The organism is Niallia nealsonii (assembly GCF_002835805.1).
Taxonomy (GTDB): Bacteria; Bacillota; Bacilli; order Bacillales; family Cytobacillaceae; genus Niallia; species Niallia nealsonii.
Genome location: NZ_PISE01000037.1, coordinates 19,776 through 44,163, shown reverse-complemented (window position 1 = coordinate 44,163; position 24,388 = coordinate 19,776). Strand labels below are relative to the sequence as shown.

The window sequence follows — 24,388 nt, the reverse complement described above, 5'->3', positions numbered from 1 at the left end:
GTTCTATTTCGTCTATTATAAAGCTTGTAAAAAAATTAGCTTTTAAAAGCGATCGTTTTGAAAGGAGATATAAATGGCAAAGGCTCTTTATAAATTAGGATATTGGGTAACAGGCAATAAGAGAAAAATTATTAGCGGAACAATAGCATTACTAATTGCTTTAGCGATTTTTGCGGTAAATATGGGAATAAGCTTCAGCGAGGATATGTCTATGCCAAACACAGAATCCGCTGATGCTGGAGAATTGCTTCAAAAGGAGTTTTCTTCTTCTAAGGGAAAATCAGGAGGACAGGTCCAGCTAGTATTTAAGGCTCCAAAAAACGAGACCTTAGACTCAGAAAAGGTAAACAAGGTTATTGAGGAAGCATTAAGTGAAATCAAAAAAGGTGATAGTGAGGTTGCTTCCGTCGCTACACCAGTAGCGCTCGGTAACTTAACGAAAGACAAGAAAATGGGTTATGCAACCGTAACCTATAAGGTAGAAGCTGGTGATGTCACAGACACATCAAAAGAGAATATCAAAAAAAATATTGAAATTACGAAAGATGCAGGTGTTCAGACAGAATTGGCTGGTACTGTCGCCTTTTCCAAAACGGAAGCGGGCGGACCAGCAGAGGGCATTGGAATAATTATCGCATTCGTTATACTGGCGGTCACATTCACCTCGTTTTTAGCTGCCGGCATGCCAATTTTAACAGCAATAATTGGTTTAGGAATAGGATTACTGGCAATTGTTATAGGTACCAATTTTATGGATATTCCTTCTGTTTCATTATCTGTAGCATCCATGCTTGGGCTTGCAGTCGGAATCGATTATGCTTTATTTATTATCGTTCGATATAGACAGCAGCTAAAAGAAGGATATGCTGTCAGGGAGTCAATCGCAATCGCGACAGGAACTGCTGGAAGTGCAGTTGTATTTGCAGGAATAACGGTTATAATAGGGCTCCTTGGATTATCCGTTACAGAAATTCCATTTTTAACTGCGATGGGGTTTGCAGGTGCATTTAGTGTCTTAATCGCAATCTTCATTGCCATAATCGTGGTACCTGCTGTGTTAGCACTTATGGGACATAAAATAGGACCTTCTAGAAAAAATCGATTATTAGACAAAATAACGGGTAGGAATAAAAAACAAGATTCATCTAACAAATGGGGTGAATTTGTAGTAAAACGTCCTTTTATCGTAACAATTTTAGGGATTGGGCTACTTGTTATTATCAGCATTCCATTCTTCCATATGAATCTTGGTCTTCCTGACAACGGCACAAAATCAGTAGAAACAACGGAACGAAAAGCATATGACCTTCTTTCTGAAGCTTATGGACCAGGTGTCCACTCCACATTAGTAGTGGTTGCGAAAACTAATAACGCAGGGGAAGATGCACAAAAAGCAGTTAATTCAATGGGAGACAAGATTAAGGATATTTCTAATGTGAAAACAGTATCTCCAGCGATTCCAGGCTCATCAGGGAAGGTATTCATGATATCAATAACTCCTGAAACAGGACCTGGTGATCAAAAAACAAAGGATATTGTCCATTCCATCAGAGGTAAGTCAACTAGTGAAGTAGAATTGCTGGTAACAGGCCAGACAGCTGCTGATATTGATCTTTCTGAAGGTCTGTCAACAGCATTAGTAAAATTCGCTATTTTAATTATAGGCTTTGCATTTATTCTTCTAGTTATCATATTCAGGTCTCTTCTTGTGCCATTAAAAGCTGTGCTAGGGTTTGTCCTTTCATTAGGTGCTACACTAGGATTTATTGTATTTGTGGTTCAGGATGGTCACTTTCTTGATCTCTTTGGATTCCCGAGTACAAGTCCTATTTTAAACTTCCTCCCAGTAATAGTGGTAGCCATATTGTTTGGTCTTTCTATGGATTATGAAGTATTCCTTGTGAGCAGGATGCGGGAGGAATATATCCATACAGGGGATGCACGCAAGGCTATATTAGCTGGGATGAAAAATAGTGGTAATGTAGTAACGGCTGCAGGATTAATTATGGTCGCTGTCTTTACAGGATTCATGCTTACTTCGGATCCAATGGTTAAAATAATGGGGATGGCACTAACATTTGGTGTTCTATTCGATGCCTTTATTGTTCGATTAGCAATCGTGCCAGCAGTAATGACTTTATTAGGAAAGTCGGCTTGGTATTTACCACGTTGGTTGGACAAAATTTTACCTAATATAGATATAGAAGGTGAGACTATTATGAAAACAGTGGAGAAACAGAAAAAAACAGAAAAAAATACAAATCCTGTGGAAAAGGGCAGAAGAAAGATGATGTAAGTTTATTATATGGGGCTGTTCCAAAAGGGGAAATCCATTAAAAACTAAAAATCAAGAATGCTGATATATCAGCATTCTCGAACAGGAAAAGGGGTATCTAATAGCCGGAAAATCGACTTATTAGACAGCCCCTTTTTGTATTTTAAGAAAAAGTATTCCTAATCATTCTTAGCGTTGGCTCGATACTAATAAAAGATATTGACTCTGAACAAAAAATTCGGTAGAAGATAAATCTGCCCTTTAGTACATTTTAAACTTACCTTATTGTACGATTCCTTTTGTTTGTTTCTTTACTATAATGAATTTATAAAGGAGTTAAATTGTAATGAAAAATAAAGTTTTATATGGACTTGTATACACAGCTTCTTTAGTTGCGAAGTTTATCTTATTCTTTGCAGAGAGAAGATATAGGAAGTTTTTTAAAAATTAAGGGGACTAATTTTTAAAAATATTAGGAGCAACTAATTCAAGTTAATAGAAGAACAATTGGCATTGGTAGGATGCTCATTGCTAGTTAAGAAAATAAAAGCTTACAACAAATTTTGGATGCTGTAAAAGCAAATTCGGAAAGAGAATATCACAATAGATAATCTTAACCAATTACTCCCTGAAAAACTAAGTTTTTTCATTATTTTATGTATGAATACGTTGGTTTTTACGAGAAAATATTAATTTTAATATTAACTTTAGGGTTGTTATTACCAATAAAAATAATGTTATAACTATTGCTATAGGTAGGTATAGTCATGAAGCTGACTACTTCATGACGGAAACAAAACACTTTGGAGGGTGTATTTACTATGCAAAAAACTAACAAAGAAAAATATCCTACACAACTCTATGTGAAATTTGAAAAATTAGTAAGAGAAAAAGAGTTTGCTGGCTATTATCATATACCGGATGCAATCACTTGTCCGAGCGATGCATTTGACACAATCATCGAACTAACAAAAGCAGATAGAGAGGCCCAAGAAGTTTTCGGCATTCTATCATTTTTATCAGAGGTATATAGGGATCGACCAGTTAACAATCGTTTTATTGCAAGGAAGGTCAAAGAATTAGCCGGCTTTACTCCAAAGGCTTTAAGGATAACTTGCTTTAATACAATAGCAAGTCACTTCGGACCTCAACTACTTGTAGAAGGATTCGGTTTATCATTAACACAATCATCAAGATATGGGAAGTTAGAGGATTATCTTATTGAAGAACAAATACAATCTGAAAGAGAATATTTAAATAAACAAATCAAAAAAGAGGGTTCTGAATGAGAAAAGTAGAAGTAAAGCCGTCTAAATAACTGACACAGGCATTTTTTAGTGTAGATTTAATTGTAGCTTTAAAATAAAGTTTTATTAAAAACTTCACATGGGCATTGATTTAATCATTAATAAAAAATCCACTTTGAAAAAAAGTTTGATCAAAATGGATTTTTTTCATGTGAATACATCTACATTTTTATAAAAGAGTTCGATCATTTTGATTACCTTTAGTGAAAAAATCATCAAATAATAACCTAGAGAAAGGCTTTGTAACTTTTTATAAAACATCACGACTTAGAGTTCACCAAATAATTTTAATACTCTCTTCACAAAAGGTTGAACTTTCAACTTTTATTTTGTAGAATATTAGTTGAAAGTTCAACCTTTATTACATAGGAGATTGATTATGAAAAAATTAGATTCTAAAGCATTAAGATATGTAGGAACTTTAGCCAGAGCGATAAATTCTAAATCTGATTTAAAATTTAAACAAATAGGGCTACAAAAAGGGCAATATATGTTTTTAACTCGAATATGTGAAAATCCCAAGACCAATTTGGCTAATTTAACTGAAATGGTAAAGGTTGATAAAGCAACAACTACTAAGGCAGTACAAAAACTAATTAACCTTGGATATATCAGTAAAGAACAAAATAAAAAGGACAAAAGAGAATTTGAACTAATAGCCACTGATAAAGGAGTAGAAATTTATAAAATAATAATCAATGAGGAAAAAAAGCATTTAGAAATAAGCTTTGATGGATTTAGTGATGAAGAAGCAGAAATGGCAACTAATTTGATTGAGAGAATGAGTAAAAATATAGAAAAGTATTGGTTAGATAAAGACTTAACTTTATAGAGGAGAAATTTATGAATAAATTATTAATCCTTTCTCTAAGAATGTTAACAGGTTTCACTTTTTGTGCATTTTCTACTGTAATGGCAATAAAGTCAAATTTAGGTTCAAGTCCATGGGATGTCTTTCATCAAGGTTTATCTAATTTATTTGGTATTACTATCGGTCAAGCAAGTATTATTGTTGGATTAATAATTGTAATTATAGTTAGCATGTTAGGCATAAAAATTGGATTTGGAACTTTAGCAAACATGCTTATAATTGGATGTTTTATAGATTTAATAATGCATATAAATATTATTCCTACTAGCAACAATTTGTTTTCTGGGGTATTGCTTATGATAGGTAGTATGTTTGCGAATGCTATAGGTAGTTATTTATATATTGGGTGCGAAATGGGATGTGGTCCAAGAGATGGATTAATGGTGGTTTTAGTAAAACTTACATCAAAACCTGTAGGTAGAATAAGATTTTTTATAGAGAGTATCGCTTTAATAACTGGATATATATTAGGTGGTACTGTTGGAATAGGTACACTACTAACTGTATTTGGAATAGCTTACTGTGTCCAAATAGTATATAAACTTTTTAATTTTGATATTAAAGGTTTAAAACATAAAGATGTTAAGGAAGGTTTTATATTCATTAAAGCATGTATAAGCAATAGGGGGGCTACCAATGAAATTTAGAAAATCAAAAACAAGTGATGTAAAAAGTATAATGAAAATTGTAAGTCAAGCTCAAAAATTTTTTAAAGATCAAGGAATAGATCAATGGCAAAATGGTTATCCAAATGAAGATACGATCATTGAAGATATAAAAAATGCAGAAAGCTATGTACTAGTAAAAGATGATGAAGTTGTTGCAACATCAATGGTAACTTTTAAAGAAGATCTATCATATGAGTCTATATACGAAGGTCAATGGCTAAGTAATAATAAATATGCAACTATCCATAGAGTAGCTGTAAGCAATACTCATAAGAGATTAGGTTTATCGACTAAAATTATTAAATATATAGAAAAACTATGTATAGATAATGACGTGCATAGTATTAAGGTTGATACACATAAAGAAAATATTCCTATGCAAAAGACACTTAAGAAAAATGGATTTGAGTATTGTGGAATCATATACATAGATAGCTCTAGTGAGAGAATAGCCTTTGAGAAACTATTATAGTTCTATTAGTCATTAAATTTTAGTTTAGGGAATAGTCAAAAGAAATATAGATTCTGCAGCTTTTAAATAAAGTTTGATTAGAAATTTCACATGAACATTGATTTAATCATCAATAAAAAGAATCCATTTTGATCAATCTTTTTTCTAAATGGATTCTTTTTATTTACCGTAAATATGGGTTTGTAAGGTTTTTTGATCAAATTTTAATTCAAAGTAACATTTAGGTATTACCGAACCTCTCTTAATCAAACATGTCCTTTTCCATCCATCGGGGAATCCAAAACCGAGCAGAAAAGATAAAGAGGTTACCAATCGTTTAGTACACGCTGGTCAAATAATAGGAGTTCCACTACAAGACCATATCATCGTTGGGGATGATGGAGATTATGTCCGTTTAAGAGAAGAAGGCTATATAAAATAATGCGGAAAGGGGGTCAGCAGCATGAATGACTTTAAAGATTATCATCAATTTGTAAAAAGCCAGAAAGTAAAAGGATTTAAAATAGGATTTTCCTTTCATGACTTTCAGAAGGAAGAAAAAGTTGGAGTATTCTATTCCGATGCTCCAACAAAAACACCTGTTTTCATCGAAGGAGCTATAATCGAAATAAAAAGAACATTAAATGCCCAAGGAAAAGATACTATCCGTTATATCGTAGTAGATTTAGGGCATGTACATCGTCAAATAAATGGTAATCTTCAAATCTATTCAAAAGGATAGAGGAAGGAGTGGAAATTGTAGAGGAACAAATAGAAAGAGCAATGATCCAAAAGAATCCAACGGTAAAAAATTACTTGAAGAAGGGTAGAATTGGGTCGGTAGAGAATGGAGTACGGCAAAAAATATGTATATTGCAACATTAGAAAGAGTATAAGTGCAGGGTGGAATTAACAGGAGAAAAAGGCGATACCCCCTATAATTAGGTAGGTATAATATTTGTATTAACATATAAATTAATATTAAAATTAACGTTAATAAATGAGAAGACAATGAAAACAATCTATACATCTTATTATGCAAATGGAAAAAAACTTCCGGAGGAAATGGTGCCGATTGGTATTTCCGTGGAGAATATGAGCTACAATTAGCTACAACGCGGACCATGCTGCAAATGGATAGAGAGGATTATGATAAAGCATTTTTTGAAAAACTATCAAAATTAAATGCGAAAGAAATCTATGAGTCTTTACCAAATAATGCGGTGCTATTATGCTATGAAAAATTTAATGATTGGTGCCATAGACGCGCTGTTGCGGAATGGCTGGAAAAAGAATTAGGAATGGAAGTGACCGAATGGGGAGGAAAGCGTGAAGAATGTTTCCCTTTTGCTGAATGTACTGCTGAAAACAAAGGAAAAAAAGCGTGAAATGAAACAAGAAGATGGCAAAGTGCCTGATTCCGTAAGAATACAATTAGAGAGCTATAAAGAAGTAAAAGAACCGAGTTTATTCGATTTTGAGAATTAGGAGGAGGAAGGAAACGGAAAGAAAGACCGATATTGCTATTAATCTATTTAAAAAAGGAGAAGTAAAAGAAGCGCTAAAGATTGCCAAAACGTTTCGTATCGGTTTTTCTTCCGAAGATCGAGACAAATTAGTAAGAGCATATGAGTGTTTTGTTCTATACAAAGTAGAACAGTTTTGTTATAGTATATATAGAACAGAAACTGTTATAGTTCATATAGAACAAAGATTGGAGGTGCTCGAGTGATTATTCTTGATTCTCAATCAAATGTCCCTTTATATTTACAACTTCGGACGCAAATAATGGAAGCTATTGTCCGTGGAGAACTAGCGAAGGGCGATACCTTGCCTTCAGTGCGGGGATTGGCTAGCGATTTAGGAATCAATATGCACACTGTGAATAAAACTTATCATGAACTTGAGTCTAAGGGAGTTATTGAAATTGTTCCAAAAAAAGGAGCAGTTATCATTGCGAATACAGAAAAGCAGGCTTCGAAAAAACAATATGAAAATTTAGGTGAGGAGCTGAGACCAGTTGTTGCTGAGGGACTAGTATGTGGATTAAGTGAAGAAGATCTCCATCAATTGATTTCGAATATTATTTCAAAAATTAAGGAGGTATAATCAAATGGACATGGAATTTATTATTTTCTTTCTAACCATCCTTTTTGTGGGTGTGCTTCAAATTTTTATTCCGTTTATTACTAAACGCTCTGTTGTTTTTGGGGTCTCTATTCCTTATGATCAAGTGAGACATCCCCAAGTTATCCAGTATAAGAAGTCTTATGTAATAATAACTTCAGTTTTTACACTTGCTAGTTTAGCTGGTTTGGCCCTACTGGTTCAGGGACACAATGTTAATGAGAATCGACTAGCTCTTGTAGGTGTAGTTTTTCCTTTTGTTATCCTACTAGTTGGGCTGTCCCTTTATTTTTATTTTCACTATAAAATAACAAAACTAAAGCAAACTAAAGATTGGTTTGGTGCAGTGAAACAGGTCCATTATGCTGATTTGAAAATTCGTTCAAAAGACGAAATGCTTGCCTCTTTTATATATCTCATTCCTGTCATTATTTCGCTAGGTTTAATTATTGTAACTGTGAATTTGTACGATCAATTACCTAGACAAATTCCAACACACTGGGGTTCAAATGGTCAAGCAGATGCGTTTAGTGATAAAAGCTGGATGGTTGCATTGGGTATGCCAATTATTTTAATCCTCATGCAACTCATGTTTTATGGAATAAATGTTTTTACAAAATGCTCCGGTATTAAAATCAATGCTGGAAATGTTAAATCGTCAGAATTAAGGCAATTACGTCTTCGTAAATATACTAGTTGGTTCCTATTTGTTGTTGATATTTTAATCACTCTGCTGTTTGCGATACTACAACTAAATCTTCTATACGAAAATATAATTAGTGATTTACTTATGATGCTTGCGCCTTTATGTTTGTTAATTATTGTCTTAGTAGGCACGGTTTGGTTAGCGGTTAAGGTTGGTAGTTTAGATTCAGATTTCGAAGGAAAGGAAATCATTGAGGACTCTCATTCAAATAAGGTAGAAGGTATTGATGAAGATAAGTATTGGATAGGCGGTTTATTCTATTTTAACCGTAACGACCCTTCTGTCTTTGTAGAAAAGCGTTTTGGTATTGGTTTTACCATGAATTTTGCCAATCCAATTGGGTATTTAATCCTAATCGTTCCTATTATTTTAATTATTCTTATTCCGAATTTATTTTAAAAATGGACGAGAAAAAGAGCGATATTTATGAAAGTGTTTAGAATGAACCAGTTTTTGATAGCGAGAAAACCATTTACATGAAGAAAATCAGTACATGGAGAAATGGGCTTAAAGCAGATGACATAAACTACAATAAAACTGTATGGAAAATGCAATAACGAAAAGAGTGTGAATGGTATGCGGGGATAGATAGTGGTATTCCTACCATTTGCGATCCTTCTTTATACATTAAAGCGAGAACTGCGAAATTGATACATGAGGTCAAAAGGATTCAAACTCGTTCCAGTTTTGGCAGTAGACTATTTCTTGATTTTCGTGAGAAGACAATTATGGATTTATTCAATATTGGATTATTCTTAAAGTCAATTTTCCCATCAATAGAATTCAAACTTATTTATTTGTTTATTAAATATAGAAGTTTGTGAAGAATTGTCCTTAAAGTAACAGGTAGCGATGCTTCATTAATGGAGGATCGCTTTTTTTATTGTGCCAATAAGCAGGTTAGTGTAAAAAAGTATTGAAATATAACTCTCAGAGCGTAAACAATTCAATACTGTTATCATTCAATTATTTATATGTATTTAGAAATAGGAATAAAATTAAATCTAATTGACAATAACAGAACGTTCGTTTATTATTAGCGTCATGAGAATAAAAGATGAAAATAAAAAAGAAGCAATTTTCTCAGCAACGGTCCGAATGATTAATGAAATTGGATTTGTTAATGTTTCCATGTCTAAGATTGCAAAGGCAGCAGGAGTATCTACCTCTACCCTTTACACCTATTATGAAAATAAGGAGGATATGTTTAGAAAAGTCTATATGGATGTAAAAATGCAGATGCATTCTGCTTGTAATAGAGGTATCAGTAAGGATGAAACGGTAAAACAGTCCGTCAGAAAGATTTGTGAAAATCTATTAGAGTTTATGCAAGAACATAAAGATTATTTCTTTTTTATCGAGCAATCTTCAAATTCCCCACTGGTTACTCCGATTATGCATAAGGAAATCGAGGTACAGAGTCAAGAAACAATCGAAGTATTTGAAAGGGGAATTCAGGAAGGCATTTTGAAAAGAACCTCACCAATTTTACTTATTGGATTCTGTTTTTACCCAATTAGTCAACTGTATAAGGAAAGCTGCCAACAAGGAATGTTGCAGGATATTGATTACTATTTAGTTTTCCAGATGTGCTGGGATGCGATAAAGAATTAAGCACTAGATATTATCTGGGTGCTTTTCTTTAAGATAATTAAATAAACGAACGTTCGATTATTTTTTTGGAAAATCACTAGAACAAAAAAACTAGGAGGAATTAGAATGCAAAATAGAATCCTATTAATTACAGGAGCTACCGATGGAATTGGAAAAGTAGCAGCTAAGGCTTTGGCAAAGAAAGGACATACTGTCATCATACATGGACGAAATAAAAATAAAGCTCAGACAGTGTGCGAAGAAATAAAATTAGAAACAGGCAATGATAAGGTGGATACTTTAATTGCGGATTTATTTTCGTTCACAGACATTAAGCGAATGACTGAGGATTTCAAGAAAAAATATGATAGACTCGATGTGTTAATAAATAATGCTGGTGCAATTTTCAGCAAGGAAAGAGAAATAACTAAAGATGGTCTTGAAAAGACAATGACACTAAATGTGTTTTCCCCATTGCTTTTAACGGAGTTATTATTGGATGTGTTGGTAAAAAGTCCTTCTGCAAGAATTATTAATACATCTTCAGCAACGCATAAAATTGCAACTAAGCCAGATTTTAGCGATTTGCAGTTAGAAAAAAACTACACCCCAAGCAAAGCATATGCGTTGTCCAAATTATATACAATATGGATTACAAGACATTTGGCAATTGAACTGAAAGATAGGGGATTTAATAATATAACGGCTAACGCATTACACCCAGGTGCTGTTGCGACTAGATTTGGACAAGATAACGACAAAGGTTTTATCCAAAATATGATATTTAAGGTGGCACTGCCATTCATGGCTTCTCCCGAAAAAGGAGCTGCAACAACAGTCTATTTAGCTACATCCAAAGAAGTAGAAAATGTTACTGAAAAATTCTTTGGCAACATGAAAGAGGAAAAACCGCAGGATAAACATTATTCTGCAGAACACGAAAAAATTCTGTGGGATTACTGCATGAAAATTATTGGTCCATATTTGGATTAAATAAATCTAGATTAAAGAACTAATTTTTAATAAAGGCACGAAACATACTGTGCCTTTATTTTTAATTGTTGCATATATCTAAGATTGTGAGTAATTATACTTAAACTAACGGAGGCTTGAGTTAAAGATGGAATAGCTGCGGCGATTCCGTTTTCTTATTGTACTAACCTGGCAGGTCAGTGGAAGAAGGGAAAGCCTGTATATTCTTAATTAATATACATTGGCTTTCACATCAATTAAAAGTAAAACTACAAACAACAGTTTCATCTATGAATTAATGATTGTATTTTACCTTTCGTATAGTTCAAATGATTCTTCTAATTTCTTTAAAGTAGTTAAGAAATTCCTATATTGTTCTTGTCCAATATCATTTACAATTTTGTCTTGTATACTTAAACATAATGGAGTTGCTTCCTTTAAATATAAATAGAATCATAAAACTATTCATTCAATATATTGGACAAATTGTATGTATATACATACAAATTAAAGAAAGTATTCTATACGTTAAGTTGCGTGAAGAATACTTGTTGTAGGGGTAGATATGGCGGATCAAGAATTAAAACAGAAAATAGCAGAACACGCAGGGAATCAACCATTTATAACAGAGGGCGGACATTTTTTTGTGTTTTGTGCGGATGTAAATCGTCATAAACAAATGGCCGAAGATTTAGATATGGATATTTCAGAGACGATTGAGGGAATAGACGCTGCACTGGTAGGTGCTATAGATGCTACATTGGCAGCTCAAAACTTGGTCATTGCTGCGGAATCCATGGGATTAGGTGTTTGTTATATCGGTGGAGTTAGAGATGGAATAATAAAAATATCTGAGTTGCTTGATATTCCTGAGTATGTCTTTCCTATATTTGGACTCGTCGTTGGTTATCCAAATGAACGTGATGACAGTAAGCCTAGGATTCCATTTGAAGATATTTACCACACAAATCGTTATAACAGCAATACAAAAGAAATTATTAAACAATATGACGAGACTACTAAATTGTATTATGCAAAGCGCTCTGGAAAAAAAACCGAATCGTACATGGTCTGAAACAGCAATTGGAAGTTTTGCTCGTCTCCCTAGGTCCTTTATGAAAGATTTCTTAAATGGTAAAGGATGGGCAAAACGTTAAAATATTTGTTTTAAAATATTCAATTAAAAGTAGATAAACAAATTCAAGGATACTCTTCCCAGACATTAAAAGCTTATAAGGCTCAATCTACATTGTTTATAAAATATTTAGGTGATATTCCGATAGAGGATATTACAACTGAATCTATCAAATTGTATCTGGGGGAAGTTGCGAGTGAACTAAAAGCATCTAGCTTATGTCATCGGATTCGTTTTATCAAGTCGTTGTTCAAGTGGACCCAAGAAGAGGAAATAGAGATATTAAGAGAAGCATGCCTCAGTCCTTTTGAAAAAGCATTATTTGAGTTTATGTATTCTACCGGTTGCAGAATAGGAAAAATAGGAAATTTAGATCAAAGTTCCATCAACTTTTCGGAGCAGTCCATTATAGTGGAAAAAAGGAAAGAGAAGTTTATTTTAATACACGATGTAGTATATGGCTTAAAAGGTATATAGACAATCGAACAGATAATTATTCGTTACCATCAGAGCACCATTAGAGGATATATGCTTATTTAAGTGGTCAATTAAGACGTGAACTTTATAAAAAATATTTCTAAAAGAACTGTAGGCAATTTACAGTTCTTTTTTAGTATGGCAGCATTTCGTTTGGTGCTAAAATGGCAGTTTCGTTGAAGTAGAACGTCATTTAAACAATCCAGCTTAAAACTTATCCTTTTATCTTCGAAATATTGACTAAAATCAAAATTCTAATTAACATATATAAATATTTGATAATACTGGATAAGGGACTGATAGCATGAAAAAGGTTGGAATTGTGGGAGGTATAGGACCAGAAGCAACAGTAGATTATTACCAATCCATCATTTCTAAATTTCAAGAAAAGATTGGTAGTAAAGAAGAATTACCAGAGCTCTTTATTAACAGCATTAATATGTACAAAATGTTTAATATGCTTACTAATGGAAAAATGCGAGAGGTAATTCATTACTTAACTGATGCTGTTCAAAAATTAGAAAGTGTTGGGGCTGATTTTGTAGTAATATGTGGAAATACACCCCATATTGTTTTTGAACAAATTCAACAAAAAGTCCATATACCTATGATAAGTATTGTAGAAGAAACATATTTAAAAGCACAGGATTTGAAATTAGAAAAGATTGGTCTTATAGGAACTAAGTTCACGATGGAAAATGATTTTTTCAGAAGACCATTCAGTTCTAATAACATAGAGATGGTAGTACCGAATCAATCGGAACAGGAATACATTCATCGGAAAATTGTTGAGGAATTAGAGAATGGCATTGTGAACAACGAAACAAAAAAAGGTTTTTTAAGTATCATCAATCAAATGATTAATAGAGATGGTATACAAGGAATTGTATTGGGTTGCACAGAACTCCCTATGTTAATCAAAAAGGAGGATTTAAATATCCATTCATTAAATACAGCAGAAATTCACATTAATAAGATTATCGATATTATTTTTATGGACAAAACACTTTGACCTTATTGAACTTATAGGGGGATAAAGTTGAACAACGGAGGTTGCTGCGGCACCTCTTTTTCTTTTCCAAAGTTAGTTTGTGAAAGATTTCACTTAAACAAACGGATGCTTGTGTTTAGGAGTATGGTTGCTGCGACAGCCTTTTCTTATGTCACAAAATTGGTTAGTTTAAAAAGGAATTTTCAATACAGAAGTTTAGTTATCCAGTCTATGAATTATTAAATAGAATTTGGTTATAAAAAAGATGAAGTTAAAATTAAGACCACATAGAGGATAGAGTAGAAATATTAAAAGATTATTACATAATGATATAATAAAAAATTAAGACTTTGTAATTTACTGTATAGTCGGAAGGTTGTGAGGTGAAATGAAAGATACTGAAAATGTAATTCAAACAAATGCTAAGTATCATGAATTAGATGCAAAGGCAAATATTATCTATAAATTTGTTATGAATTACAATGATTATATAAAAACAGCTCGTGATTATGGTACAGGAGAAATCATTAATATGGTTGAAGTGCATACACTGACTGTTATTGAAGAAAATCCCGGAACTACTGTTACTGAGGTAGCATTGGAGTGGAACCGAACAAGAGGTGCTGTATCACAGATTATTACGAAACTAGAACAGCGTGGTTTGATTATACGAAAGAAAAAAGCTGGGAATGCCAAGAACGTACATTTGTATGTCACTGATAAAGGAGAAATTTTAAGTAAAGCTCATAAAGAGTATGATATTAAAGAACTCACTTGGGCTGATAAAACATTGCACAAGCGTTTTACTACTGAAGAAATCAATTTATTTTACAATGTTATGCAAAAGTATACTGAGTTGTTAGAAATCCCAAATAATGAATAAAAAAGATAGGGTAGTAATAGTCCATGAGTTAAAGATAACTTGACGAATTATTGTTTAGACTCTAAATTATTTATTATTTAGAACCTAAACAATTTAATGTAATCTATAAATTATCATTACTAAATTTTTGGGGTCAAATCGGTTAAACAAGGGGATATAGACAAGATGATTTCTTTAAGAAATGTTCAAGCTACCGATTTAGAACAGCTGTTACTTATTGAAAATGAAGGCTTTCCGATAGAAGAAGCTGCCACGAAAGAAGCATTTGTGGAGAGAATTCAGTTGATATCTGATACCTTTATTGTGGCAGAAAAGGAAGGGAAAATCCTTGGTTATATTAATGGACCTATCATTAATCAACCTTACATTACGGATGATCTTTTTGAGAAAATCAAAGAGAACCCGAAAAGAGGTGGATATCAGAGTATTTTAGGATTAGCAGTGTCCAAACAGGCCAGAAATCAAGGGATTGCTAAGATATTAATTGATCAAATGGAAGATATTGCGAAAGAAAATCAAAGAGAAGGAATCACTTTAACATGTAAACAGGAATTAGTTTCTTTTTATGAAAAGTCCAAGTTTGTTAACCATGGCATGTCTGAATCACAACATGGAGGAGTATGCTGGTATAACATGATCAAATTAAGAGAGACTATGGATTAATCCTTTTACCTTGAAGTGGATAATGGTGACACCTACTAGTAAGCTGGAGCAAGAGAATAAATAGAATTTTTGGAAGAGTCATCTCTTCTCTCGTTTAAACGGGCAGCATTCCTGTAATAAATGAAGGATGAAAAAGGGCAATAAGTTGCTTCTGGGGCTATAGAGGCAGTATTCTTGTAAATGAAGTGAAAAAAATAATTTTGTAGACAAATAATCTTAAATCAACGGGTGCTTTCCTTTAATTAAAAGAGAGCGCCTCTTCTTATGTCACAAAAGGGGTAGATTAGTTACAAAGCAACTTAAATAAGTTATAATTTAAACATTAACTTATTTTTATTGCAGGGAGATATACATTGGATAATACACTATTGTTGAATTTATTAAATAAATATAAAGATACTGAAGGACATATATTTTATCAATTTAAGAATATAGACAATTATCTTCAGAATGTAGTTACTTTTATAACTACAGGAGTTAAATCTGGTTCCCATATTATTCTTATTGAAAACGATAGGAATTTCGTCAGAATAAATAAAATTTTAAAAAGAGAACTGAGCCAAGGAGAAATCGCTAAAATTCATTTTATAAACAACTATGACTTTTATTTTAAGAATAGAGGTTTTGAGCCTCAACGGATATTTGCTCATTATAAACAAAACATCTTACCTCAGTTGGAAAACAACGTCCCTGTATGGACTTGGGGACTAGTGGAATGGGGCGATAATAATGAAATAATACAACAAATTGAAGAATATGAAAAAAAGGTGGATAGGTTTGTTAACGAAAAAGGATTAATTTCAGTCTGCGCTTATGATGTTAACCGAACACCTCATAGCTTAAAGGAAATTTTAATTAGATGTCACAGTGTAATGCTAACTGATGATACAATTGTATTCCCTACCAAAGTAACGGATTAACTGAATCCAAGTTTTTGGCAGTTCTTTTGGTTGCCCAGTACTAAAGAAGCTGTTTTGCCCAATATAGCTAAGATTGCGGAACATTGCACTTAAAAACTAAAGAGGGCTTTCCTTTAAATAAATCCAGTTGTCATAGACAGCTGTTTTTTATGTCACCTTCAATTCGGACGTTTGAACAGACAAAATCAGCAACAAAAAGGACAATACCTAAATAAAGGTATTATCCTTTTTCTCTATCTTAAACTGCACAATAGAGGATGCCCTTTTACTTATTTCCTTGTATTCTGCGGAACCTCATTTCACTAATAAAAGTAGAGCCTAATAAGAGAATTCCACCTATGATTTGTAATAACGTGAATTGTTCTTGTAAAATTAACCCAGAGATTAAAATAGCTACGAATGGATCAACATAACTCAACATAGCTATGCTCTGGCCTTTTAATTTTTCCATACCAGAGAAAAACAACCAGAACCCAATTCCTGTGTTTACAGCTCCCAATAAAATAATAAAAGGAATGGAGGATATAGATACATTTAGGATGTTAAATCCTTCTGTAATAAGAACGTAAGGTAGAAGAATAAAAGCTGTAGTAGCCAGTTGAATAATGGTTACTTCCAACCTATCTATATCTTTAATAAATTTATTCAACAACATCAATGCAGCATAAAATGCTGCTGCAACTAACCCCAAAATGATTCCAAGTACATCATCTTTTTCAGATGCACTTATCCCATTTCCCACAATGCACATCATACCTATTACCGCTATAACTATACATATCACTTTTTTTATTGGTAGATGTTCTTTTAAAATAATAGGTGAAAGTAACATCACAAAAACAGGTGCAAAATAATAACCTAATGTAGCATTTGCGAGAGATGTGTAATCATAGGACTGATAAAGGAAAATCCAGTTGCCTCCCAAGGCTATTCCAGAAGCCAAAAGAACTAACGCATTACTCTTCAACTTTTTCCATTTAAAAGTTTTTCTTTGATTAACGAATACAAATATTAAAAAGAGACAACCAATTGAGCTACTTAAAAATGCTGTTTCACTCGAAGATAAGTCAATGTATCTTACAACTAAACCAATTGTTCCAAAAATAATCATAGATAATATAAACTGAATGTTAGATTTCATTTCCTACTCCTTCGAATCTGCGAAACAGCTTATATTTCGCAGATTCTTAATCTGGTTTAAATATAAGCGTGTTTATGAGCAGAAACGATGGTGGTGGAGACGTAGACATTCTAACGTATGGATTAATATTTGATAATGGCATCATAAACCTCCAATTTATAAATAAATATAAAAATAAGTATACAATAAGTATTCGATAAAAGAACTCATTTTTGTATTAAGCTAGATAATGTTATTACTTACAAATTAGCGTTATAACAATCTAATGTTACACCGTAGTTATACTTTGCTACATGATATAGACACAATGAATGTTCATAAGCCGGAGCCACTGAATATTACTCTACCTACTTCTTCATATTAAACATAATAGAAGTATAAAAGATTATTCCAATTCAAAATATTTGATGACATTAGGTAAGGTATAGAAATCTTATATTTTCACCGTTTTTTTTATTTGTTATGAATTTAATAAAATTTTTAAAGTTAACATTCTCTATATAAGGAATAAAGTTAAACTATTTGTAGTGATATTATAAAAAAGAAAGAAGATTGTTTTATGGAGAATTATTTGCTTTTTATCTTAACAGCAATTCTAATCATTATAATGCCTGGTCCCGGTTTTGTATTAGTAACCAAGAATACCATTTCATATGGGAGAGATGGAGGTATCAAAACAGTTTTAGGTACAGTTTCTGGAATGATAATACATACACTAATGGCAACATTAGGACTCTCTGCTATCCTGATGAAATCAGCTATGCTATTTTCTATTATTAAATATGCTGGAGCAGCTTATTTAATCTATCTCTCAATCAAATCAATAAAAATGCTTTATCAAAAAGAGTTATCACATCAGAAATAGAAGGTATAAGAACTAATGTAAGTAGTACAGCAAAAAGTTTTAGACAAGGATTCATTACAAGCATTTTCAACCCGAAAACAACAGTTTTTTTTCTGAGCTTCTTACCTCAATTTGTTTTAAATAATCAAAGTCATTTTTTCCAATTTCTCTTATTTGGGCTCACTTTTACAGCACTTACTGGTATTTGGTACTTACTCTATATCTTACTAATTCGACAGCTAAGAACGTTTTTAAAAAGAGAGAGTGTCAATAGAGTTATAGAAGGTATTACTGGTACAGTACTATTAGTATTCGCTGCAAGGTTATTCGCAGAAAAATAATTTTGATAATTATTAACTTGAGAAATAATTAAGCTATTATATAGATTGATTCAGAGTGTAGACAACCCCCTTTTTCAAAAAGTTCTTTGTAGAAAAAGGGGGTTGTTTTCATTTTAAACGGCATATATAAATGTAAAAGTTAAGAAAAAATACTAAAGTATCCAAATAGTATAAAAAAAAACGCTCATTTGAGCGATCATCTGCTTTTTCACTTAATAATCTCTAAAAAGCAGGAAGAACATCTACAAATCTTTTTAGCGTATTATGATTTTGATGTAGCCTCAATAATCTACCTAATGAAAAAAATATAAAGAAAGTATAATTAGTAATAAAATTAATGTCATAATTAATGTTAATATTAATTATTTAAAAATGTTCATATGAAATAAAAAAAATTAGCGCTGTTCGAGAATACTTAAACAGACATGATAGCTTTATAACTATAGCGAGAAAAATAGGGATTCATCATTTGGTACTCCAAATTTGCGTTCAACCATATAGGATATATGGAGAAAAAGCCTTTATAAAACGCAATACACACTAGACGTACTGAATTGTATGAAAGAAAATGGACGTCTATCAATGAAACGGCAACTATCTTTAATATCCCTTTTTAACTATAAAAAAAGATTGATTTATAGCAATATTATACCTATAATAGGAAAATGCAATTGAAAATGATTTTCATTATTGACAATTAGATAAAGGCTGAGATAACATGTTACAAAATATTTCTCAAAAACTCTCGAAACCCCATCTTATTGCTTTTTGGCATATTTTTTTATTCATTTTTTCCTTAATTGGGGTATTCGTTACCTTGGTTTTAGGAGTGTCTTTCGGAGCAAAAGATATCACCTTTCACACAGTTTGGTCTGCGATGTTTGAATATGATTCTTCGCTGACTGAGCAGCAAATCATTTATGAGCTGCGTCTACCTAGAGTAATAGGGGCAGCGATAGTGGGGGCAGCTTTTGCTGTTGCCGGTGCTTTAATGCAGGGTGTGACGCGCAACCCCCTGGCTGATGCAGGGATACTTGGCATTAACGCTGGGGCGATGTTTATCGTAACACTATGCTTTGCTGTTTTTCCGAGCATCTCCTATTCCCTATTAATGTTTTTTTCTTTCATTGGGGCGGCGCTTAGCACATTGCTGATCTTTCTGATGGGAGCTTCTGTGCCTGGAGGTTTGACGCCGATGCGATTGACGATTTCAGGTACGGTCATTGCTGCTTTATTGCACTCTTTGAGCACAGGAATCGCCATTTACTTTGATTTAAGTCAGGACCTTGCCTTTTGGTATGCAGGAGGAGTAGCCGGCGTGAAATGGAATCACTTGAAACTTCTGGTTCCTGTCATTCTGATTACAATCGTATGGGCAATAAGCATGGGACGCCCCATCTCGCTTATCATGTTAGGAGAAGAAATGGCTATGAACCTTGGCATTAAGGTGAATCGAATAAAACTGTTTTCGATCATCGCAGCAGTCATTTTGGCAGGTGTTTCTGTTTCCGCAGTCGGTTCAATAGGATTTATTGGACTCGTTATTCCCCATATTGCTCGCAAGCTTGTCGGGACTGATTATAGACTGATTATTCCGATGTCAGGCCTGTTGGGAGCTATCCTGTTGATGATGGCCGATTTAGGAGCCCGAATTGTAAATCCCCCACGAGAATTAGCGATTGGAATTTTAGTGGCTATAGTGGGAGTTCCCTTCTTTCTTTATGTAGCACGTAAAGTCGGGAGGGATTTATAGATGAGAATATATTCACGCAGTAAGAAGACCTATAAGGTTGCACTTCTGTTGATATTAATAAATGCCGGTGTCATCCTGATTAGTCTAAATACAGGTTCATTGCGGATTGCTCCAGCAGAAGTCTTGCGAACTCTGTTTGGGTTTGGTGATTTTAAAAACACGTTAGTGCTGTTTGAATATCGCCTCCCCCGCATCGTAATTACAATGCTTGCAGGCATTGGTCTTGGAATAGCCGGTGCGATATTACAAGGGTTAACAAGGAACCCTCTGGCAGACCCAGGAATTCTAGGTTTACATGCAGGTGCTTCATTCGGTCTCATCATATTTGTTACCTATTTTCATTCATTGAATGAAAAAGCAGCGGTACTCATTCCGTTATTCACCTTTTTCGGTGGAATACTCACCGCATTTATCATCCTTTTGCTTACATATGACCGCTATAAAGGAATATTGCCTATTCGTCTCATTCTCGTTGGGATTGCCATATCGGCTAGCTTTAATGCCATCACCTTATTTTTGTCTCTTCATCTAGATGAAGAAACATACACCTTTGCTTCAAGATGGCTAGTCGGAAGTGTTTGGGGAAGAGATTGGATACATGTCATCGCCCTTTTGCCATGGATAGTGGTATTGACACCTCTCGCTTGGCTCCAATCGAGAAAATTAGATGTCTTATCTTTAGGAGATAATGCTGCGGTTGGGCTAGGTGTCTCTGTTCAACGCTCCCGTTTGCACATCCTTGCGATTGCTGTTGCTCTATCAAGCGCGAGTGTTGCAATGGTCGGAGGAATTGGTTTTATTGGTCTTGTGGCACCGCATCTCGCACGTCGACTTGTCGGCCCGAGACATCAGCAATTCCTCCCAGTCGCAGGCCTCCTCGGTATGGTGATTCTCGTCCTGGCAGATACTGTCGGGCGTTCGATATTCCAGCCTAATGCAATACCAGCAGGAGTTGTCGTTGCAGCGATAGGAGCACCTTATTTTCTTTACTTATTGACAAAAACAAAATAACACATCATAGAACAGGAGAAACCAATGAAAAAGAAACTAGCCATTTTATTTAGCGCTATGCTATTATTGATACTTTCTGCTTGCGGACCAACAGCTTCCACCGACAATAAAGCAGAGGATTCTAAAAATGAGGAAAAGGAAGTCCCAAAGATCGCTTCCCTCTCGATCCATCTGACAAATGATCTGCTTGCATTAGGGATAACTCCTGTCGGCTCTGTTGTCGGTGGAGATTTGAATGACTTCCTTCCACATGTAAAGGACGAGCTGAAAGATACGACAAAGCTTGGACCTGCAAAAGACCCTGACATGGAAGCATTAATTGCATTGAGCCCTTCTGTCATCTACATCGATGAAGAATTTTCAGGGGATGATATCTCCAAATATGAGAAAATTGCGCCTACAGAGAGTTTCAATCTTGATGAAGGGACTTGGCGCGATCATTTGAAATCAATAGGCAAACTAGTTGATCGTGAAAAAGAAGCAGAAGATTTTATTACAGAATATGAAAGCCTGACAAATGAAGTGAAAACTTTGGCTACGGAGGAGCTTGGAGCAGACAGTACAACGCTGGCAATCCGTGTTACTGCGAAAGAACTGCGTGTATTTACGACTAAACGTCCACTTGGTCCAATGCTCTTTGAAGATTTAGGATTACAGCCAGCACGTGGCATCGAGGAATTGGATTCCACACAGCCATATGAAGTCATTTCTCAAGAAGTCTTGCCTGATTTTGATGCAGATGCCATTTTTGTAGTGGTTAATAGTGATGATGAAGCCCAAACAGCCTTCAAACAGCTGGAAGAATCTCCAATTTACCAAGGAATGAAAGCAGTCAAAAACAATCATATCTATGTCATCTCCGATCAGCCTTGGCTTGACTACTCTGCACTCGGCAACAAGCTTGCGATGGAAGAAGCAAAAGAGCTTTTCTCGAAATAAATGACTAAAAGCCTATGGACGACATACCATAGGCTTTTAGTTTGTCGACACACTGAATGGGGATTAAAAAACCCATTCATCCTTTCCTTTAAATGAAAAAATATACATTAATAATAATTAGTATTAGTATTAATTTTAATATTAAGTAAGTTCATACGAAAACTTGCTATATACTCCAAAACAAGCAAGTTATCCTAGTAAACATTCCAATGAAACATATGTTTATGAAATGCAAATGAGTGGATGGAATCTAGTGAACACGTATAAAAAGGATGCTATTTCCGGAGCATTTGAAAAACTAAACGAGGCGAAAGAACGAAATTTTACTGTACCACCGAAAGTAAGCGATGTGAAGAAGAAAAGAGCGAATAAAGAATAACAGAAGAAAGAGTTATAAATATTATTATTAACGTTAATTTAAATATTAATTTTTTTAGTTGTTATAGAGTTATTTATGTCACCCCATTCAAATTTTATATATCTATTAAGCTTATCGGCAAAATTAATTTCTAAAGGTAAAAATTTCAAGTAATATGTAGAACATTTATTGGGAACATATTATTAGATAGTTTATTTATTACTAATTAGTTAATTATAGCGCTCCTTAAAACATGAAAAGAGGGTTTAAGATGGACAAACATATTAAAGAGTTACAAGACCAATTAAAATTGGAACACAAGGACGTAGCAAAATACACACAACATGTGCTGGAAGCCCTTGATAAATTAATTCATGAACATCGTCGGATAGTAGCATCAAATGCAGTTGCAGGAATTAAACCTGACGGGTGCAAAGAGCATACTTTTTATAGAACAATGAACGAAGTAAAGTTTACTCTTACAAATGAATTGCGGAAAACCGTGAACGATTTTAAACATCTAGGCGATAAACATTATGTAAAAAATTATCCAGATGGCGTAAAAAAATAGGTAAAGGGAAATAGGGAGCTACATGCTCCCCATTTTTGCTCATTATTCAATAATATTTTATCCCTCAATATTAAGTTTTAAAATTTTTACTCTTGGTTCACCAAATAACCCAAGCTATTTTTCTTCCTAAACTACTTGAGTGTTTTCTTTTCGTACTGATCAAAGCTAATAGAGTAATCAATCAGGATAGAAATATTAAGAAAAACTGCGTATTTAAGAGATAATTGTTTGTTTATTGAGGGAGGTTACTTTAATAGGAACTGGTATAAACAACGATGGATAGGGTCATAAAAATATCTAAAAACTCATTATTTTCTTCCTTATGATTGTCATTAAGATCTTCGTATTAATCCTGAGTTAATTAAAAGTATAAATCAGTGTTTCCAGAAGACAAAGATCATTTTCAATGAGATTTTCATTAGGGACATATATTTTGAACCTCTATTTTATCGCATTCATTCTTCTCTTTCTTATACTTAATGTATAGATAAAGTAACTTTCTTTCGATAATCCTGTGGTGTCAATCCCGTTTCCTTACGAAAAACATATGAAAAATAGCTCGCACTTTGAAAACCACACACCATCGCTATCTCACTGATCGATCTATTTGTTTCCAGCAACATCTCACAGCTCTTTTGAATACGATATCGTACCAAATAGGTGTTGGGTGTTTGACCAATATACTTACTGAATAACTCACAACATCTGCTCCTACATATAGAACCCGCGACTGCAATGTCATCAAGTGTTACCTTAAGGTCATAATGATGATGGATGAATCCAGTCATTTTCCGAACAGCCATCCATGACTGATCATCGTTAAGATGCCCAGAAACTTTTTGTATATGATCTCCTATACAGGCGCAAAGAGACGTGACCTGTGAAAGAAGACGAAGTGGATTGCATGTATTGCTGTTCATGTCATTGTAAATCTGCTTCAGTGAAAGTAGGACTTCATTTTCCCAGGGGATTTGGGATGTAAGCAAAATATAGTCTTCAGTGTCTTGTCCGAATTTTTCATCCAGATACATTTTACCTACGTGTGTACTCTCACCGAGCAGTGAAGGATGGATAGCAACCACAATGTAAGAACAGTCAACCTTATCGGTAGAAAAACCATAATGCAAACGTTTGCTGTTTACGAAAATTCCATTACCCATCTCAATAAGCACTGTTTCACCATTCACAAAATATTCTATTGCCCCGTCTAGCACGAAAATAAACTCCAAATCAGGATGCCAATGACACGCTGCTGCAAATCTATCGAATTGATGCAGATCACCTTTACGCACATAAAGTGGAAAATCAGGCAAATTATAATTTAATTGTTCTGATAAATCAGAGAAAACTTCCAACTCTAAACTCATAGCCACACCTTCTGAAAGAATATA

25 protein-coding genes and 1 pseudogene are annotated in these 24,388 nt (G+C 33.8%); 24 read left to right on the top strand and 2 right to left on the bottom strand.

The features are described 5' to 3' along the window. Positions 1 to 73: 73 nt before the first annotated feature. The 18 genes from CWS01_RS16135 (at position 74) to CWS01_RS16045 (ending at position 16,039) form a co-directional block, all read left to right on the top strand. On the top strand, positions 74 to 2,296 hold the full coding sequence (locus tag CWS01_RS16135) for an MMPL family transporter (protein WP_101178203.1): 2,223 nt from the start codon (positions 74 to 76) through the stop codon (positions 2,294 to 2,296). Between the two features lie 800 nt (positions 2,297 to 3,096). Next, entirely contained in the window at positions 3,097 to 3,564 is a 468-nt protein-coding gene (locus CWS01_RS23055; protein WP_235852091.1) for a hypothetical protein, read from the top strand. A 397-nt stretch (positions 3,565 to 3,961) separates the two neighbouring features. Continuing rightward, the gene (locus tag CWS01_RS16125) at positions 3,962 to 4,414 is read left to right on the top strand and encodes a MarR family winged helix-turn-helix transcriptional regulator (protein WP_101178202.1); all 453 of its coding nucleotides are present in this window, start codon (positions 3,962 to 3,964) and stop codon (positions 4,412 to 4,414) included. Between the two features lie 11 nt (positions 4,415 to 4,425). Continuing rightward, positions 4,426 to 5,100, top strand: coding sequence for a YczE/YyaS/YitT family protein (locus tag CWS01_RS16120; protein ID WP_101178201.1), 675 nt, complete (start codon positions 4,426 to 4,428; stop codon positions 5,098 to 5,100). Continuing rightward, positions 5,090 to 5,593 (top strand): GNAT family N-acetyltransferase, encoded by a 504-nt coding sequence (locus tag CWS01_RS16115; RefSeq protein WP_101178200.1) that lies wholly within the window; start codon positions 5,090 to 5,092, stop codon positions 5,591 to 5,593. Before CWS01_RS16120 ends, CWS01_RS16115 begins: the two co-directional genes overlap by 11 nt. 226 nt (positions 5,594 to 5,819) lie before the next feature. After that, positions 5,820 to 6,014: a JAB domain-containing protein gene (locus tag CWS01_RS16110; RefSeq protein ID WP_101178249.1), complete on the top strand. Its 195-nt coding sequence runs from the start codon at positions 5,820 to 5,822 to the stop codon at positions 6,012 to 6,014. 21 nt (positions 6,015 to 6,035) lie between these two features. Then, positions 6,036 to 6,314, top strand: a complete 279-nt coding sequence (locus tag CWS01_RS16105; RefSeq protein WP_101178199.1) for a hypothetical protein — start codon at positions 6,036 to 6,038, stop codon at positions 6,312 to 6,314. A 391-nt stretch (positions 6,315 to 6,705) separates the two neighbouring features. Next, positions 6,706 to 6,960 carry a DUF488 family protein gene (locus tag CWS01_RS16100; RefSeq protein ID WP_157827683.1) on the top strand — a complete coding sequence of 85 codons (255 nt, stop codon included), beginning with the start codon at positions 6,706 to 6,708 and terminating at the stop codon, positions 6,958 to 6,960. A gap of 340 nt (positions 6,961 to 7,300) precedes the next feature. Further along, on the top strand, positions 7,301 to 7,681 hold the full coding sequence (locus tag CWS01_RS16090) for a GntR family transcriptional regulator (protein WP_101178196.1): 381 nt from the start codon (positions 7,301 to 7,303) through the stop codon (positions 7,679 to 7,681). Between the two features lie 4 nt (positions 7,682 to 7,685). Further along, entirely contained in the window at positions 7,686 to 8,804 is a 1,119-nt protein-coding gene (locus CWS01_RS16085; RefSeq protein ID WP_101178195.1) for a DUF1648 domain-containing protein, read from the top strand. A 609-nt stretch (positions 8,805 to 9,413) separates the two neighbouring features. After that, positions 9,414 to 10,019, top strand: coding sequence for a TetR/AcrR family transcriptional regulator (locus CWS01_RS16080; RefSeq protein WP_101178194.1), 606 nt, complete (start codon positions 9,414 to 9,416; stop codon positions 10,017 to 10,019). A gap of 105 nt (positions 10,020 to 10,124) precedes the next feature. Next, positions 10,125 to 10,991 carry an SDR family NAD(P)-dependent oxidoreductase gene (locus CWS01_RS16075; protein ID WP_101178193.1) on the top strand — a complete coding sequence of 289 codons (867 nt, stop codon included), beginning with the start codon at positions 10,125 to 10,127 and terminating at the stop codon, positions 10,989 to 10,991. A gap of 544 nt (positions 10,992 to 11,535) precedes the next feature. Next, positions 11,536 to 12,045 carry a nitroreductase family protein gene (locus CWS01_RS16070; protein ID WP_205161159.1) on the top strand — a complete coding sequence of 170 codons (510 nt, stop codon included), beginning with the start codon at positions 11,536 to 11,538 and terminating at the stop codon, positions 12,043 to 12,045. Positions 12,046 to 12,219: 174 nt separating this feature from the next. Beyond that, positions 12,220 to 12,582, top strand: a complete 363-nt coding sequence (locus CWS01_RS16065; protein ID WP_328588927.1) for a tyrosine-type recombinase/integrase — start codon at positions 12,220 to 12,222, stop codon at positions 12,580 to 12,582. Between the two features lie 304 nt (positions 12,583 to 12,886). After that, positions 12,887 to 13,594, top strand: coding sequence for an aspartate/glutamate racemase family protein (locus CWS01_RS16060; protein ID WP_101178192.1), 708 nt, complete (start codon positions 12,887 to 12,889; stop codon positions 13,592 to 13,594). Between the two features lie 367 nt (positions 13,595 to 13,961). Further along, positions 13,962 to 14,456, top strand: coding sequence for a MarR family winged helix-turn-helix transcriptional regulator (locus CWS01_RS16055; protein WP_101178191.1), 495 nt, complete (start codon positions 13,962 to 13,964; stop codon positions 14,454 to 14,456). 165 nt (positions 14,457 to 14,621) lie between these two features. Further along, positions 14,622 to 15,119 (top strand): GNAT family N-acetyltransferase, encoded by a 498-nt coding sequence (locus CWS01_RS16050; protein WP_101178190.1) that lies wholly within the window; start codon positions 14,622 to 14,624, stop codon positions 15,117 to 15,119. A gap of 353 nt (positions 15,120 to 15,472) precedes the next feature. Next, entirely contained in the window at positions 15,473 to 16,039 is a 567-nt protein-coding gene (locus CWS01_RS16045) for an MEDS domain-containing protein (protein WP_157827681.1), read from the top strand. A 265-nt stretch (positions 16,040 to 16,304) separates the two neighbouring features. Here the strand turns inward: CWS01_RS16045 and CWS01_RS16040 are convergent, their stop codons facing one another. Beyond that, a complete protein-coding gene (locus CWS01_RS16040; RefSeq protein ID WP_101178188.1) occupies positions 16,305 to 17,180 on the bottom strand; it encodes a DMT family transporter in 876 nt (291 codons plus the stop codon). Positions 17,181 to 17,739: 559 nt separating this feature from the next. Between CWS01_RS16040 and CWS01_RS16035 the strand changes: the two are divergent. The 6 genes and pseudogenes from CWS01_RS16035 to CWS01_RS16015 all read left to right on the top strand — a co-directional run bounded on the left by CWS01_RS16035 (position 17,740) and on the right by CWS01_RS16015 (position 22,997). Next, positions 17,740 to 18,365, top strand: a pseudogene (locus CWS01_RS16035) (LysE family translocator). 718 nt (positions 18,366 to 19,083) lie between these two features. Further along, positions 19,084 to 20,118 (top strand): FecCD family ABC transporter permease, encoded by a 1,035-nt coding sequence (locus CWS01_RS16030; RefSeq protein ID WP_101178187.1) that lies wholly within the window; start codon positions 19,084 to 19,086, stop codon positions 20,116 to 20,118. Continuing rightward, positions 20,119 to 21,129: a FecCD family ABC transporter permease gene (locus tag CWS01_RS16025; protein ID WP_101178186.1), complete on the top strand. Its 1,011-nt coding sequence runs from the start codon at positions 20,119 to 20,121 to the stop codon at positions 21,127 to 21,129. A gap of 24 nt (positions 21,130 to 21,153) precedes the next feature. Further along, a complete protein-coding gene (locus tag CWS01_RS16020; protein ID WP_101178185.1) occupies positions 21,154 to 22,068 on the top strand; it encodes an ABC transporter substrate-binding protein in 915 nt (304 codons plus the stop codon). 253 nt (positions 22,069 to 22,321) lie between these two features. After that, entirely contained in the window at positions 22,322 to 22,447 is a 126-nt protein-coding gene (locus CWS01_RS23220; RefSeq protein ID WP_268877081.1) for a hypothetical protein, read from the top strand. A 250-nt stretch (positions 22,448 to 22,697) separates the two neighbouring features. Beyond that, positions 22,698 to 22,997, top strand: a complete 300-nt coding sequence (locus CWS01_RS16015) for a hypothetical protein (protein WP_101178184.1) — start codon at positions 22,698 to 22,700, stop codon at positions 22,995 to 22,997. A gap of 476 nt (positions 22,998 to 23,473) precedes the next feature. Here CWS01_RS16015 and CWS01_RS16010 read toward each other — a convergent pair whose 3' ends face one another. Next, the gene (locus tag CWS01_RS16010) at positions 23,474 to 24,364 is read right to left on the bottom strand and encodes an AraC family transcriptional regulator (protein WP_101178183.1); all 891 of its coding nucleotides are present in this window, start codon (positions 24,362 to 24,364) and stop codon (positions 23,474 to 23,476) included. Between the last annotated feature and the right edge of the window lie 24 nt (positions 24,365 to 24,388).